Below are 13,194 nucleotides of genomic sequence, written 5' to 3'. Positions count from 1 at the left end.
GTGGCGCACGACTTTCACGCCGCCCACCACCTGAAGGTAAAAGCAACGTTGCAGAGACTATGCCTTCAAGTTTCGAAGTCAACAGGTCCCTTGCTGTGAATTTTTGGCGCAGGCGAGGTGCGATTGCCTTCAAGACTTGAACTCATTCGAAAGCCCCAGGTCACGACCGGTGCGGGCTACACGTATCTAGCGCAGCCGCTGGCTGATGACCTTCGACACACCATCGCCCTGCATGGAGACGCCGTACAACGCGTCGGCGACCTCCATCGTGCGCTTCTGGTGCGTGATCACGATCAGCTGCGAGGCCTCCTGCAGCTCCTGCATGATGCGGATCAGCCGCTGCAGGTTGGTGTCGTCGAGCGCCGCCTCGACCTCGTCCATCACATAGAACGGACTGGGCCGCGCCTTGAAGATCGACACCAGCATCGCCACGGCGGTCAGCGACCGTTCGCCGCCGGAGAGCAGGGACAGCCGCTTGACCTTCTTACCCGGAGGGCGGGCCTCCACATCCACGCCCGTGGTGAGCATGTTGTCGGGATCGGTCAGGATCAGCCGTCCCTCCCCACCCGGGAAGAGCCGGCTGAAGACGCCCTCGAACTCCCGGGCCGTGTCCCGGTAGGCCTCGGTGAAGACCTGCTCGACCCGCTCGTCGACCTCCTTCACCACCTGAAGCAGGTCGGCGCGCGTCTTCTTGAGGTCCTCCAGCTGCTCGCTGAGGAACTTGTGGCGCTCCTCCAGCGCGGCGAACTCCTCCAGGGCGAGCGGGTTGACCTTGCCGAGCTGCTGATACGCCCGTTCGGCCGACTTGAGCCGCTTCTCCTGCTCGGCGCGGTGGAACGGGCGGGGCTGGTTGCGCGGGTGCTCCGGGTCCTCCGGCAGTTCCTCGCCCTCGGCGGGGAGCGAGGGCGGCACGAGCTGGTCGGGACCGTAGTCCGCGACGAGCCCCGCCGGTTCGACACCGAGCTCCTCCAGCGCCTTCGACTCCAGCTGCTCTATGCGCAGCCGCTTCTCGGCGCCGAGTACCTCGCCGCGGTGCACCGAATCCGTGAGCTTGTCGAGCTCCGCCTTGAGGTCGCGGCCTTCATTGCGCGCGGCGCCGAGCGCCTGCTCCTTGTGCGTCTTGGCGTGCTCGGCGGCGGCCCGCTCCTCCTCGGCCCGCGTCAGCGAGACCTCGACGTGCGCGAGCAGCTGGCGCGCGCCGGAGGCGACGGCCTCGGCGACGGCCGCCTCGTGGCGCAGCCGGGCCCGCCGCTGCTCGGCACGCGCGCGTGCCTCACGTTCGGCGCGTGCGGCCCGGTCGAGCCCGTCGGCCCGCCCGGCGAGCCCCTTGACCCGCTCCTCGTGCGTACGGACCTGGAGCCGGGCCTCCATCTCCGTCTGCCGCGCGTTGGCGCCGTCGGCGGCGAGCCGGTCGCGCACGGAGGTGTCGGGCTCCTCCTCTACGGGCATCTCCTCGGCCACGGCGAGCCGTTCGGCCAGTTCCTCGGCCTCCTCGACGGCCCGGTCGAGCGCCTCTTGCGCCCGCGCGGCTGCGGCGGTGCTCCGCTCGGCCTCCCCGGCGGCACCCCTCGCCTGCCCGGCCAGCCGCCCGAGCTGCTGTGCCACGGACGACTTCTCCCGCTCGGCGGCCCGCCGCCGCTCGCCCAACTCCTCGACGAGCGCGGCCCGTTCTTTCCTCTGCTCGGTGGCGGCGTACTGGGCCTCGGTCAACTCCTCGCACCGTACGGCGAGTTCCTCGAGCTCGGCCGCCGCCTCGTCCACGGACGCCTGCACTTCCAGCAGGCTGGGCGCCCCGGCGGACCCGCCGTGCGCGAAGTGCGCGCCGAGCAGGTCGCCCTCGGCGGTGACGGCGGTGAGCCCGGGCCGCGCGTAGACGAGGTCCTCGGCATCCTCGAGGGTGCCCACGACGACGATCCCGCGCAGCAGCCGCCGTACGGCGGGCATGAGTTCGGCGGGGCCCCGGACGAGGTCGGCGGCGTACGGGGGGCCATCGGACCGGCCCTGATGGCCACCGGCCGAGGCGTACTCGTGGCCGCGCCACTCCGGGGACCCGCCGCCGGGCGCCCTCAGCTGCCCGGCCCCGGCCTCATGGCGTACGTCATGGGTGGCGCTGTGGGCACTCGCCGCCGCGTCCTGCGCTGCCTCACCGGCACCCGGTCCGGCGGAACCGTCCCCGCGTACGCCATCGGTGGCACCCGGGGCACTCGCCGCCGCAGCCAGGCCCGGCCCTGCCGCACCATCCCGGTGTTCGCCAGCGGTGGCGCCATGAACTCTCGCCGCCGCGACCGCGCCCGGCCCCGCCCAACCATCCCCGCGTACGCCATCGGTGGCACCCGGGGCACTCGCCGCCGCAGCCGCGCCCGGCCCTGCCGAACCATCCGCGCCTACGTCATCGGTGGCGTCGTGAGCCGCCGCCGCAGGCCGCGCTCCCCCAGCCGCGCCCGGTCCTGCCCAGCCATCCCCGCGTTCGCCAGCGGCAGCACCATGGCCGCTCCACGCCGCCGTGCCGCCGGCCCCGGTGTCGATGCCGTCGCCCTGGGCCGGGACGGCCCGCGCGTGGGCGGTGGTGCCGCTGTCGGCCGTGCGGCCGGAATGCGGCGCCGCGGCGGGCTCCTCCGGTGCCCCCGCCAGCAACAGCGCCGCCCGGCCGGCGTCCTGCTTGCGAAGGAGGCGGATGGCTTCCGCGGCCGAGGCGGGGGTCGTCACCGCGATCGCGTCCGCGGCCGCGCCGAAGGCCGCCGCCAGTGGGACCTCGAAGCCGGGGGCGATCGAGAGCAGTTCGGCCGCGGGCCCGAGCAGTCCCGTCAGCCGGTCCTTCGCCCCGAGCAACGCGCCCGTGCCGTCCTTGCGGCGCAAGCCGAGGGCGAGGGCCTCGTGGCGGGCCTGGGTCGCGGCGCGTTTGCGTTCCGCCGCCGTGGCCGCCTCGCGGGCCGCCGTGAGCGCGGCCTCCGCCTCGGCCAGCGCCTGTTTGGCCGCCTCGTGCTGCTCGGTCAGTTCCGCGTCACCCGCGTCGAGGCCGTCGACCTCGGCCTTCAGCTGCTCGTACTCCTCCTGGGCCACGACCGCGCGCTCCTGGGCCTCGTCGCGCGCGGAGGCGAGCCGGTCGATCTCGGCCTGCGCGGAGGCGGCGCGGGAACGGGCGGCGTTGACCTGGCCGTTGAGGCGGGCGAGACCCTCGCGGCGGTCGGCGATGGCGCGGGCCACATCCTTGAGGCGGCGCTCCTCGACGGCGAGCTCGCGCTCCAGTTCGGCGCGGTGCGCGACGGTGTCCTCAAGGGCGCGCTCGGCCGCCTCCAGGGCGGCTTCGAGCTCGGCCTCCTGCTCCCGGATCCGCGCGGCCTCGCGCTCCATGTCCTCGGGGTCGCGGCCGCGCCGCTCCTCGGGAGGCGCGGAAGTGGCGCTCTTCACACGCGCGTCGGCCAGCGAGATCGTGCCCCGCACGCGCTCGGCGAGCTGCGAAAGTTCGTACCAGGTCTGCTGGGCGCGCTGGAGGCGCGGCGTCAGCTGCCGTACCTCGTCCTCCAGGAGGGCTTCTCGCTGGAGCGCCTTCTTCAACTCGGTCTCAGCGGCTTCCTTGCGCTCCTTGAGCGCGGCCTCGTCGGCGATCTCGGTCTGCAGCGCCTGGCGGAGTCGTACGAGATCGTCGGCCAGCAGGCGCAGGCGCGCGTCCCGGAGGTCGGCCTGGATGACGGCGGCGCGGCGGGCGACGGCGGCCTGCCGTCCGAGCGGCTTCAACTGCCGCCGCAGCTCGTCCGTCAGATCCTGCACGCGCGCGAGGTTCGCCTGCATCGCGTCCAGCTTCCGCAGCGCCTTCTCCTTGCGCTTGCGGTGCTTGAGGACGCCCGCCGCCTCTTCGATGAAGGCGCGGCGGCCCATCGGATCGGCGTGCAGGACGGAGTCGAGCTGGCCCTGGCCGACGATGACGTGCATCTCGCGGCCGATGCCGGAGTCGGACAGCAGCTCCTGGATGTCGAGGAGGCGGCAGGTGTCACCGTTGATCTGGTACTCGCTGCCGCCGTTGCGGAACATGATCCGCGTGATGGTGACTTCGGCGTACTCGATGGGCAGCGCGCCGTCGGAGTTGTCGATGGTGAGGGACACTTCGGCCCGGCCGAGCGGCGGCCGCCCGGTGGTGCCGGCGAAGATGACGTCCTCCATCTTGCCGCCGCGCAGCGACTTGGCCCCCTGCTCGCCCATGACCCAGCTCAGCGCGTCCACGACATTGGACTTGCCCGAACCGTTGGGGCCCACGACACAGGTGATCCCCGGCTCGAACCTGAGCGTGGTCGCCGAGGCGAACGATTTGAACCCGCGCAGGGTCAGGGCCTTGAGGTGCACGCCGCCGGACTCTACCTTTCGTGCCGGTCTCACTCCATGAACGCGCGGTTTCACCCATGAACGTGCAGGGCACACCAGACGTTAAAGAGTGTGGAACAGCGCGGGGGAAAGAAAGAAGGGACGCCGAAGAGGCGTCCCTTGCAAATCTGACAACTTAGCGGTTGATACGGGCAGCCCAACCACTGCTGTCGTAGTGCGGTGCAGTGATCAGGTGAGCGCAGGCTCCGCCTGGGGTACGTCGATGCTCTCGAGAAGCGAGTCGTGAGAAGCGGCAGCCGCGAGCGCGTCATTCTCGGCCTGGATCCGTACGAGCTCGGATTCGAGGTCCTGTACGCGCTGCTGGAGCCGTCGCATCTCGGCAATGAGTCGCGGGTCGGAACCGCCGACGTAACCGAGAAGCGCCTTTGCCATGATGGATGGTCCTCCACACTGAGTGACCGACCGAAGCGGTGTGGGTCGTGAGGGAATCGCACCCGCGATGCTTGACACTGCTGATGTCCTGCTGCCGTTCCACATGTCAAACAGCTAAGGTGCGCGGGGCTTTCAGCGTCTCACCAAAAAGTTTGACGGTCAACACGATCACGCCCCGTATTGGCGGGCAACCCGCTGTCGCGCGGCCCTTGGACGGCTGCGCTGCGACTCCTGCGGGGCCCTCAGGGCGTGGAGATCATCCTTAACCGGGGAGCCTGCCACGACTGGCCGTTCTTGGCAACCACCAGGTCATTTCTGCTTCCGGCAGGTGCCAGTGGCATGCGCTACCGCTTCTGCCTGGGTCTTGTCGAGGTCATCGGTCAGCGGATGGCGAAGTCGTCGTAGATCCCCCGGGGCGTGTCCCAGATCTCAGTGACTCCGTCCACACGCCCGGGCGTGTCGTCCCCCTGAAGCCAGTCGAGCAGGTTCTGACATCCGTCCCGGGAGCCCTCCGCGACGACCTGCACCCGCCCGTCGTCCAAATTGAGAGCAAAGCCACTCAGCCCGCCGATCTCCAGCGCCTTGGCCCGCGTGAACCAGCGGAAACCCACACCCTGGACCCTTCCGCGCACCCAGACGACCAGCCGTGCAACCTCGTTCATGGGTGCACGCTAACCGGACAATGTCTCAGGGAGCACTTCCTCCCCTTGCGGCATGGGGTACCGTCCCGACCCAATGAGTCTCATATGAAACTCACTCTTTCGAGTGACGTTCGATTGAGGATCGCTGACCGCAAGATCGAGGAAGGCCCAGGAGATGGGACGCCACCGACGCTCCGCCGCCGGCCGCGCCGCCACAGGCCGCGCCACCGGGGTCACAGATACATACGCGACCGACACGGACAGCTACGGTCCGGAGAATCTGTACGGCTACGCCGCAGTCGCCGACCTCCCGCGCGCTGCCACTGCCCGCTCGCACCGCAAGAGGAAGGCCGCGACCCCCGTCCGTACGGGTCTGCTCGGCGTCTCGGCGGCCGTGGCGCTGGGCACGATCGCCGTCGCGAGCGGCGTGCTGCCCGGCAGCGACAACTACTCGCTCGGCGGCGGCAGCGGCAACTCCGACAACGTGCAGGCCGCGAGCTCCCCGTCCGGGCTGGAGACCCAGCAGGGCGGCACCTCCGGCAGCGCGGACTCCCGCGACGACACGTCGACGAGCCGCGACGCCGACCGCTCCGCCTCACCCTCGGCCTCGGCCTCGGGCGCTGCCTCGACGTCGTCCACCGCGCCGACCACGGCGCCTCCGAAGAAGCCGACCGCCAAGCCGAGCAAGACGAAGGCGCACCCGACGAAGCCCTCCCAGGCCGCCACGAAGGCGCCGAAGGCCAACCCGCCGGTGCCGGTGTCCGCCGAGACCGTGGCCGAGGCCGAGGTGCTCAAGCTGGTCAACGAGGAGCGGGCCAAGGTGGGCTGCAGCGCGGTGGCGGCGAACAGCGCGCTGTCGGACCTGGCCCAGGCCTTCAGCGAGGACATGGACGCGCGCGGCTTCTTCGACCACACCGACCCGAGCGGGCTCAGCCCCTGGGACCGGGCGGCGAAGGAGGGGATAACCGACCTGGGCGGCGAGAACATAGCCCGCGGGCAGGCCACCGCCGCAGCGGTGATGGAAGCCTGGATGAACAGCCCCGGCCACCGCGCCAACATCCTCAACTGCGACTTCAAGACCCTCGGCGTGGGAGCCCACTTCGGCTCGGGCGGCCCTTGGTGGACGCAGGACTTCGGCTACTAGCCGACGACTCCGCTCCTCGACACGCGAAAGCCGCGCCCACCTGGACAGGATGGGCGCGGCTTTCGCGTATGTGTAGGAGCGTCAACGCTCGTCCTTATACGTAGGCGCGTCCTTATGCCTAGGCGATACGTAGGCGCGTCCTTATGCCTAGGCGATACGTAGGCGCGTCAAAGGCTCGCTGACGCGTTAGCGCTCGCCAGCCCGTAAACGCTTGCGCAAGCGTTTACGTAAAGGCTTGCGTAAACGCTTACGCGGCGGCCACCTCGGCCACGGCCGCACGCCCCAGCGCGAACACCCGTGCCGCCTCCGCGATCCGGCGGCCGAGGTGCTCGGCGGTGGCGATGTCGGCCTTGTGGACGGTCTCGGGACCCTCGTCGACGTTGGTCTGGGCGGCGGCGCCCGCGAAGACGCCGAGGCGATTGAGGTCGTGCTCGGAGGCGGTGCTGCTGTTCCAGCCCGGGTGCAGGCCGAGGTTGATCCAGTTCATGCCGTGCTGCGCGGCCAGGATCTGGAAGAACTGCAGGGTGTGCAGCTTGTCGCCGCTCTTGGAGCCGGAGTTGGTGAACCCGGCGGCGAGCTTGTCCTTCCAGTCCTGCCCGAACCAGCGCTTCGAGGACGCCTCGGCGAAGACGTGGAAGGCGCCGGACGCGGTGCCCATGTAGGTCGGCGAGCCGAAGACGATCGCGTCCGAGGCGTCGAGCAGCTCCCACTGCGCGTCGGTGATCTCGTCGACCTTGACCAGGTGGACCAGGGCGCCGGCCTCGACGGCACCGGAGCGGACGGCCTCAGCGAGGACAGCGGTGTGGCCGTAGCCGGAGTGGTAGGCGATGGAGACAACGGGGGTCGTCACGGTACGTACTCCTCAGGGGACGAAAACGGGAGCCGAGCGGAAGCAGCAGCTCACCGGTGATGACAAAAGGAAAGCACTAACCTTCAGTTAGTGCAACCTCCCGGATAGCGCTGCGTTCGAGTACGCTTGAGCCATGACCACCACGCAGGAGCGCACGGAGGAGCAGAACCTCCCGTACGACGTGTTCTCCAAGGCCTGTCCCTCGCGCGGCACGCTGGAGCACGTCACGGGGCGCTGGGGCGCACTCACCCTCGGCGCACTGCACGAGGGCTCTCTCCGCTTCAATGAGCTGCGCCGCCGTGTCGACGGCGTGAGCGAGAAGATGCTGTCGCAGACCCTGCACGCGCTGGAGCGCGACGGCCTCGTGCACCGCGAGGCACAGCCGACGAACCCGCCCCGCGTGGACTACGAACTGACCCCGCTGGGACGCGACGTCGCCGGGCGTCTGATCACCCTCATCCAGTTCGTGGAGGGCCGCATGGACGACGTGCTCGAAGCACGTCAGCGTTACGACGAGACGCGCGGCGCCCTCTGACACTTCGGGCAGAAGTAGCTGGACCGGTTCATCCAGGCGCGCCGCCGCATTGGCGTGCCGCACCGTCGGCAGGGCTCGCCCTCGCGCCCGTACGCGTCGAGCGAGCGGTCGAAGTAGCCCGACTCCCCGTTGACGTTGACGTACAGGCTGTCGAAGCTCGTGCCGCCGGCGGCGAGGGCGTCGTTCATCACGTCGCGGATGTGGCCGAGCAGTTCGACGGTGCGCGGCCGGGTGAGGGTGCCCGTGGGGCGTTCGTAGTGCAGCTTGGAGCGCCAGAGCGCTTCGTCCGCGTAGATGTTGCCGACCCCGCTGATCAGTGACTGGTCGAGCAGGGCGCGCTTGATCGTCGTACGGCGGGCGCGCAGGGCCGTGTGGAACGCGGCGTCGTCGAAGAGGGGGTCGAGCGGGTCGCGGGCGATGTGCGCGATGACGTCCGGGAGGCCCTCGGGGGTGTTCTCGTGCAGCGAGAGTCCGCCGAAGGTGCGCTGGTCGACGAAGCGCAGCTCGGTGGCCTCGTCGTCCTCGAAGCGGATGCGGATGCGCAGGTGCTTCTCGTCCGGGGCGTCCTCCGGCTGCACCAGGAGCTGGCCGCTCATGCCGAGGTGCGCGAGCACGGAGTACGGGGAGTCATCGAGGGGCAGCCACAGATATTTGCCGCGCCGCATGGCCTCTCCCACGCGCTGCCCGGCGAGCGCCTTCGCAAAGCCCTCGGGCCCCGCCAGATGCCGCCGCACGGCCCGCGGATGCCGCACCTCGACCGTGTTCACGACCCGCCCGCTGACCCAGCGCTCCAGGCCCCGCCGCACGACTTCGACCTCGGGCAACTCGGGCACGGGACTCCTCCGGAGGGCGCGGGACTCAGGGCGATGTCCGCAGCGTACCTCGCGGCCAACAGGGGTCGGCCAGGCGGCCGTCGGAGGTGAGAGCGCCGATCATCAGGGCGCGGGCCTCGGCTTCCTTCACCTGCTCCTTGAGGAGGTCGTGGAGCCTCCAAGCGGCGCCCGTGTCCCCCCGGTCGATCAGCGCGCGGCTCATCCGCCCTGCCGTGTGCCTTGAGCAGCTCCGCGCGCCGGGAGGTCCAGTACGCATCACCGCCGTCGGCCTTCTCCGTGAGGAGCCGTACGGCGGTCGGCGTCGCCATGTGCCACGAGTGCGTCGACGATCTCGCCGTGCAGCGTGGACGACTGCGCCTGGTCGCTCAGCCGGAACGCCTCGTCGAACTCGCCCTGCTTCAGCAGGAGGCGGGCCGGTGTGTGGGCCGCGCGCGGCTCGGCCGTCTCGGCCCGCGTTCGCAGCTCGTCCAACCGGCCGGTGGCGCCGAGGAGTTCTGCCGGTCCCCTGGCGGCATATCCGCCGCCCTCGTCCGCGAGCTGCGTCAACAGCTTGACGGCCCGGCCGACTTCGCCTCGCACGCGAGGCAACGTCGCTGCCTCGGTGGCCGCGTGCGCGTCGCCGTCCTCGGCGCGTTCCAGGAGCACGTCGAGGTCTGGGCACTTGGCCGGCAGTCGGACGAGATGTGGTCGACGTCGCCGTTCCCCTGGTCCGCGAACTCTCACAGGGTCTCGATCGCCTCGTCCGTCCGACCCCTCTCGTCGAGGAGGTCGGCCAGACAGCGGGCCGCGTCGAAGTACCCCTCCTCGGTGAGCTCTTGGAGCCGTTCGACGTGTCCGTTCTACTGGAGGAGCTCGGCGAGGAACAGGATCGCGTCGTCGTACTCCCGCTCGACGAGCAACTCGAGGACGGGGATGGCCCGTTCGTCTCCGGGTCCTCGTCCGTCTCCTGGTCCTCGTCGTGGAGGAGTTCGGCCGGCAGATCCTGGAGCCCCTCGTGCAGCGAGCGTGTTTTGCCGACCGAGGAGCCGTCGACCAGGAGGACGAAGCCGGTGCGGTCGGCGGCCTGTTCGATCAGGGACGCAGATCGCGTACGCCGGTGTCACGCGGGACGTACGCCGGCAGGGGCGCGGCGGCGGTCCCGGACCCGGCGCCGCGGAGGGGCCGGTGCACGCCCGGCCGGAAGGGATCGGCGTCCGGGACCCGGATCAGGCCGGGTGCCCTGGAGGAGTTTCCCGGGCTCCCGGTGACGACAGTGACGTCGCCGCGGACCTCGCCGATCTGGGAACTGTGCTCGCCGATGACGGCGTTCTCCCGTCGGTTCCCGTCCTTCGCCCCCACGAGCCCCCTCAAGCCTCGTGCCCAGACACACGAGCCCCGCCGCAGCGCGGTTGCGCTGCGGCGGGGCTCGGTACTTCGTACTTCAGTACTTCAGTTGTGAAGGAATCAGGCCGTGGCCGTGTCGCTCGTCGGGGCCGAGGGGGTGTCGGCGGTCCCCTCGGCTGCCTTGGCCGCCTGCTCGGCGGCTTGAGCCACCTTCTCCGCGGCCTTGGCCGACTTCGCGCGTTCGTCCGCGGCGGAGCGGATGGCACGCCACGCGGACTCCGCGGCCTGCTGCTCTGCCTCCTTCTTGCTGCGGCCGGTGCCGGTGCCGTACGAGACGCCTCCGACGCGGGCGGCAGCAGTAAAGGTCTTCTCGTGGTCCGGGCCGGTCTCCGAGACCAGGTACTCGGGCACGCCGAGCCCCTCGGTCGCGGTGAGCTCCTGGAGGCTGGTCTTCCAGTCCAGGCCCGCGCCCAGATTCGAGGACTTCTCGATCAGCGGGTCGAAGAGGCGGTGGACGAGCTCGCCCGCCGCGTCGAGACCCTGGTCGAGATAGACCGCGCCGATCACCGCTTCAAGGGTGTCGGCGAGGATGGATGCCTTGTCCCGGCCTCCCGTGCCTTCCTCGCCCCGGCCGAGCCGGATGAAGGAGCCGAGTTCGAGGCCGCGGCCGACTTCCGCCAGCGCACGCGAGTTGACCACCGCGGCCCGCAACTTGGCCAGTTGGCCTTCGGGCAGGTCGGGGTGGGTGCGGTACAGCGTGTCCGTGACCACGAGGCCGAGCACGGAGTCCCCGAGGAACTCCAGGCGCTCGTTGGTCGGCAGACCGCCGTTCTCGTACGCGTAGGAACGGTGGGTCAGCGCGCGCACCAGAAGGGCGGACTCGAGCTTGTAGCCGAGCCGCCCTTCCAGAAGCGTGTGGGACGAGGCTGTGTTGTCCGCCTTTTTCTTGGCGTTTGAGTCCGCCTTGGCGTCAGACATTAGGCCTCTCACCAGCCGCTCAGACCTCGAGGACCTGGCGCTTGTTGTAGGTGCCGCAAGCGGGGCAGGCGATGTGCTGCTGCTTGGGCTCGTGGCAGCGCTCGCACGCAACCAGGGTGGGGACCGCAGCCTTCCACTGCGACCGGCGGTGGCGCGTGTTGCTGCGCGACATCTTCCGCTTCGGAACAGCCACGGCTACTTCTCCTGCTTCTCGTCGACGCCCGCTTCGGCGCCGCTCATCTCGTCCTTCTCGCCATCTTCGAGTGAACCGGCGAGTCCCTGCAGTGCCGCCCAACGGATGTCGACGGCGTCATGGTGGTGGTCCGGGTCGTCCGCAAGGCGTGCTCCGCACTGGGCGCACAGTCCTGGGCAGTCTTCCTGGCACACCGGCTGCATCGGCAGTGCGAGCACCACCGCATCACGCAGCACTGGTTCGAGGTCGAACAGGCCGTCCTCGAGAAAGAGCCTGTCCTCGTCTTCCTCGGCGTCGTCGGCCGGTTCCGCTTTGGGGCGGCCCCGGTCATCGGCGTCAGGGTACGAGAACATCTCCTGGAAGTCCGCTTCGAGCTCCTGCTCGAGCGGCTCCAGACACCTTACGCACTCCCCCTCGGCCTGTGCACGGGCGGTGCCTGTGACAAGCACCCCTTCCATGACCGACTCGAGCCGGAGTTCGAGCTCCACCGGACTGCCTTCCGGCACTCCGATGACTCCCTGGATCCCGAGATCCTTGGGGGCGTCGATCGTGCGGGGCAAGCGCTGCAGCGCACCAGGACGCCGCCCCAGCTCGTGTGTGTCGAACACGAGAGGGTTGCGGTGGTCGAGGCGGGTGTTCAGAGCCATTCCTGCTTTCGATCTTCGAAGCTCAAGGGTTGCCACCCCTGATGTTCCGTGGGCAGCGTTGATCGCGGACGTACGCGCGACCGAAGAGCCAGGATACTGGACCTTTCGCTCTCGGCCCAATCCGGTGTGCGCTGCCACGCTTGTGCGCCGGTGTGCGCCCCCTGGCTCAACGGGCGCCGAGGCCTCAGTGGCCGCCGCGCCCCTGCTCGTACGCCCGCAGCTGCTCCGCGCTGATCATGCTGGTGTCGAAGAGGCTGGTCTCGTCGAGGGCGTGCGCCTGGGAGTCCAGCGCGTGCGCCTGCGGCTGGGCGTAGGCCTGCTGCCCGCCCTGGTCGTACGCCGGCTGCTGGTCGTATCCCTGCTGCTGCGGGTAGGCGGCGTACGGGTCGGCCTGCTGGTAGCCGTACGCGTCCTGCTGGGCGTACTGCTGCTGGTAGCCGTACGGGTCCGCGGGCTGCTGCTGGTACGCGTAGGCGTCCTGCTGCCCGTAGGACGGCTGGGCGGGCACCTCGGGAGCCTGCGCGGGCTGCTCGGGGGCGGGGGTGTCGGAGAGGTCCGCGAGGCCGGCCAGGTAGTCGGCGTCGCTGGTGTGCTGGACGGGCGTCCCGTCGTCCGTGAGGAGGCCCAGGTCGTCGCTGGCGATCCGGCCGTGCAGCTTCTGCCGGCCGCGGCCCACGGCCTCCAGGGTCTTGGCGAGGACGGCCTCGAAGGCGCCGAGCTTCACGTCGACGTATTCGTCGGCGTTGCGGCGCAGGGTCTCCGGGTCATGGCTGCGCTCGGGGGCGTCCTCGTCCTCGTACCCCTGCTCGTCGACGCCGGGGCCGGTGCCGAGGAGCTTCTCGCGGCCCCGGCCGACGGAGCCGAGGGTCTTGGTGAGGACGACCTCGAAGTTGGCGAGCTTGGAGTCGACGTAGTCGTCGGCCTCGGCGATGATCTCCTCGGCCTCCGTGCGGGCCTCGGCGAGGATGCGGTCGGCCTCGTTCTGGGAGCGGCGGGCCACCTCGGTGTCGGAGATCAGGGAGCCGCGCTCGGCGTGCGCGGACTCGATGATCCGCTCGGCCTCCTGGCGGGCCTGCTCGACCATCTGCTCGCGGCCGCCGATCAGCTCCTGGGCCTGGGCGAGGGAGCCGGGCAGCGCCTGGCGCACCTCTTCGAGCATCGAGAGCAGCTCGGCGCGGTTGACCACGCACGAGGCCGACATGGGCATGGAACGGGCGCTGCCGACCGCCGCGACGATCTCATCGAGCTTCTTCTGCACGTCCACCGTGTGCTCGCCACTCTCTACAGCTGTGATGGAGACG

General features: G+C 70.3%; 14 protein-coding genes. 2 read left to right on the top strand and 12 right to left on the bottom strand.

Annotation, left to right across the window (positions count from 1 at the left end; translation table 11 throughout):
• Positions 1-186 precede the first annotated feature (186 nt).
• The 3 genes from ACFY0T_RS27025 to ACFY0T_RS27015 all read right to left on the bottom strand — a co-directional run bounded on the left by ACFY0T_RS27025 (position 187) and on the right by ACFY0T_RS27015 (position 5,411).
• A complete protein-coding gene (locus ACFY0T_RS27025) occupies positions 187-4,338 on the bottom strand; it encodes an AAA family ATPase (RefSeq protein ID WP_388875569.1) in 4,152 nt (1,383 codons plus the stop codon).
• Between the two features lie 207 nt (positions 4,339-4,545).
• Positions 4,546-4,749, bottom strand: coding sequence for a hypothetical protein (locus ACFY0T_RS27020; RefSeq protein WP_028802434.1), 204 nt, complete (start codon positions 4,747-4,749; stop codon positions 4,546-4,548).
• A gap of 380 nt (positions 4,750-5,129) precedes the next feature.
• Positions 5,130-5,411: an acylphosphatase gene (locus ACFY0T_RS27015; RefSeq protein WP_388875566.1), complete on the bottom strand. Its 282-nt coding sequence runs from the start codon at positions 5,409-5,411 to the stop codon at positions 5,130-5,132.
• Positions 5,412-5,565: 154 nt separating this feature from the next.
• Between ACFY0T_RS27015 and ACFY0T_RS27010 the strand changes: the two genes are divergently transcribed.
• Complete coding sequence (locus ACFY0T_RS27010) at positions 5,566-6,534, top strand: CAP domain-containing protein (protein WP_388875563.1); 969 nt, start codon at positions 5,566-5,568, stop codon at positions 6,532-6,534.
• 247 nt (positions 6,535-6,781) lie between these two features.
• Here the strand turns inward: ACFY0T_RS27010 and ACFY0T_RS27005 are convergent, their stop codons facing one another.
• On the bottom strand, positions 6,782-7,384 hold the full coding sequence (locus ACFY0T_RS27005) for a flavodoxin family protein (RefSeq protein ID WP_388875561.1): 603 nt from the start codon (positions 7,382-7,384) through the stop codon (positions 6,782-6,784).
• 133 nt (positions 7,385-7,517) lie between these two features.
• Here ACFY0T_RS27005 and ACFY0T_RS27000 point away from each other — a divergent pair, with 133 nt between their 5' ends.
• Entirely contained in the window at positions 7,518-7,919 is a 402-nt protein-coding gene (locus ACFY0T_RS27000) for a winged helix-turn-helix transcriptional regulator (protein WP_388875558.1), read from the top strand.
• Here ACFY0T_RS27000 and mutM read toward each other — a convergent pair.
• From mutM to ACFY0T_RS26960, 8 genes are all read right to left on the bottom strand, one after another.
• Positions 7,892-8,752, bottom strand: coding sequence for a bifunctional DNA-formamidopyrimidine glycosylase/DNA-(apurinic or apyrimidinic site) lyase (mutM, locus tag ACFY0T_RS26995; RefSeq protein WP_388875555.1), 861 nt, complete (start codon positions 8,750-8,752; stop codon positions 7,892-7,894). The two genes, ACFY0T_RS27000 and mutM, sit on opposite strands and share 28 nt — an antisense overlap.
• 25 nt (positions 8,753-8,777) lie before the next feature.
• Positions 8,778-8,954 carry a hypothetical protein gene (locus tag ACFY0T_RS26990; protein WP_388875552.1) on the bottom strand — a complete coding sequence of 59 codons (177 nt, stop codon included), beginning with the start codon at positions 8,952-8,954 and terminating at the stop codon, positions 8,778-8,780.
• A 53-nt stretch (positions 8,955-9,007) separates the two neighbouring features.
• Positions 9,008-9,397 (bottom strand): hypothetical protein, encoded by a 390-nt coding sequence (locus ACFY0T_RS26985; RefSeq protein ID WP_388875549.1) that lies wholly within the window; start codon positions 9,395-9,397, stop codon positions 9,008-9,010.
• A 426-nt stretch (positions 9,398-9,823) separates the two neighbouring features.
• Positions 9,824-10,090, bottom strand: a complete 267-nt coding sequence (locus ACFY0T_RS26980) for a hypothetical protein (protein WP_388875547.1) — start codon at positions 10,088-10,090, stop codon at positions 9,824-9,826.
• Between the two features lie 105 nt (positions 10,091-10,195).
• Positions 10,196-11,053, bottom strand: coding sequence for a ribonuclease III (rnc, locus tag ACFY0T_RS26975; protein WP_388875544.1), 858 nt, complete (start codon positions 11,051-11,053; stop codon positions 10,196-10,198).
• 19 nt (positions 11,054-11,072) lie between these two features.
• The gene (gene rpmF, locus ACFY0T_RS26970; RefSeq protein WP_028802425.1) at positions 11,073-11,246 is read right to left on the bottom strand and encodes a 50S ribosomal protein L32; all 174 of its coding nucleotides are present in this window, start codon (positions 11,244-11,246) and stop codon (positions 11,073-11,075) included.
• Between the two features lie 2 nt (positions 11,247-11,248).
• Positions 11,249-11,893 carry a YceD family protein gene (locus ACFY0T_RS26965; protein WP_388875541.1) on the bottom strand — a complete coding sequence of 215 codons (645 nt, stop codon included), beginning with the start codon at positions 11,891-11,893 and terminating at the stop codon, positions 11,249-11,251.
• A 184-nt stretch (positions 11,894-12,077) separates the two neighbouring features.
• Entirely contained in the window at positions 12,078-13,157 is a 1,080-nt protein-coding gene (locus ACFY0T_RS26960; RefSeq protein ID WP_388875538.1) for a DivIVA domain-containing protein, read from the bottom strand.
• Positions 13,158-13,194 lie beyond the last annotated feature (37 nt).

It is taken from the genome of Streptomyces sp. NPDC001530 (assembly GCF_042894545.1).
Taxonomy (GTDB): Bacteria; Actinomycetota; Actinomycetes; order Streptomycetales; family Streptomycetaceae; genus Streptomyces.
Note: the sequence above shows the minus strand (reverse complement) of the source record. Positions and strands in the feature narration are given on the sequence as shown.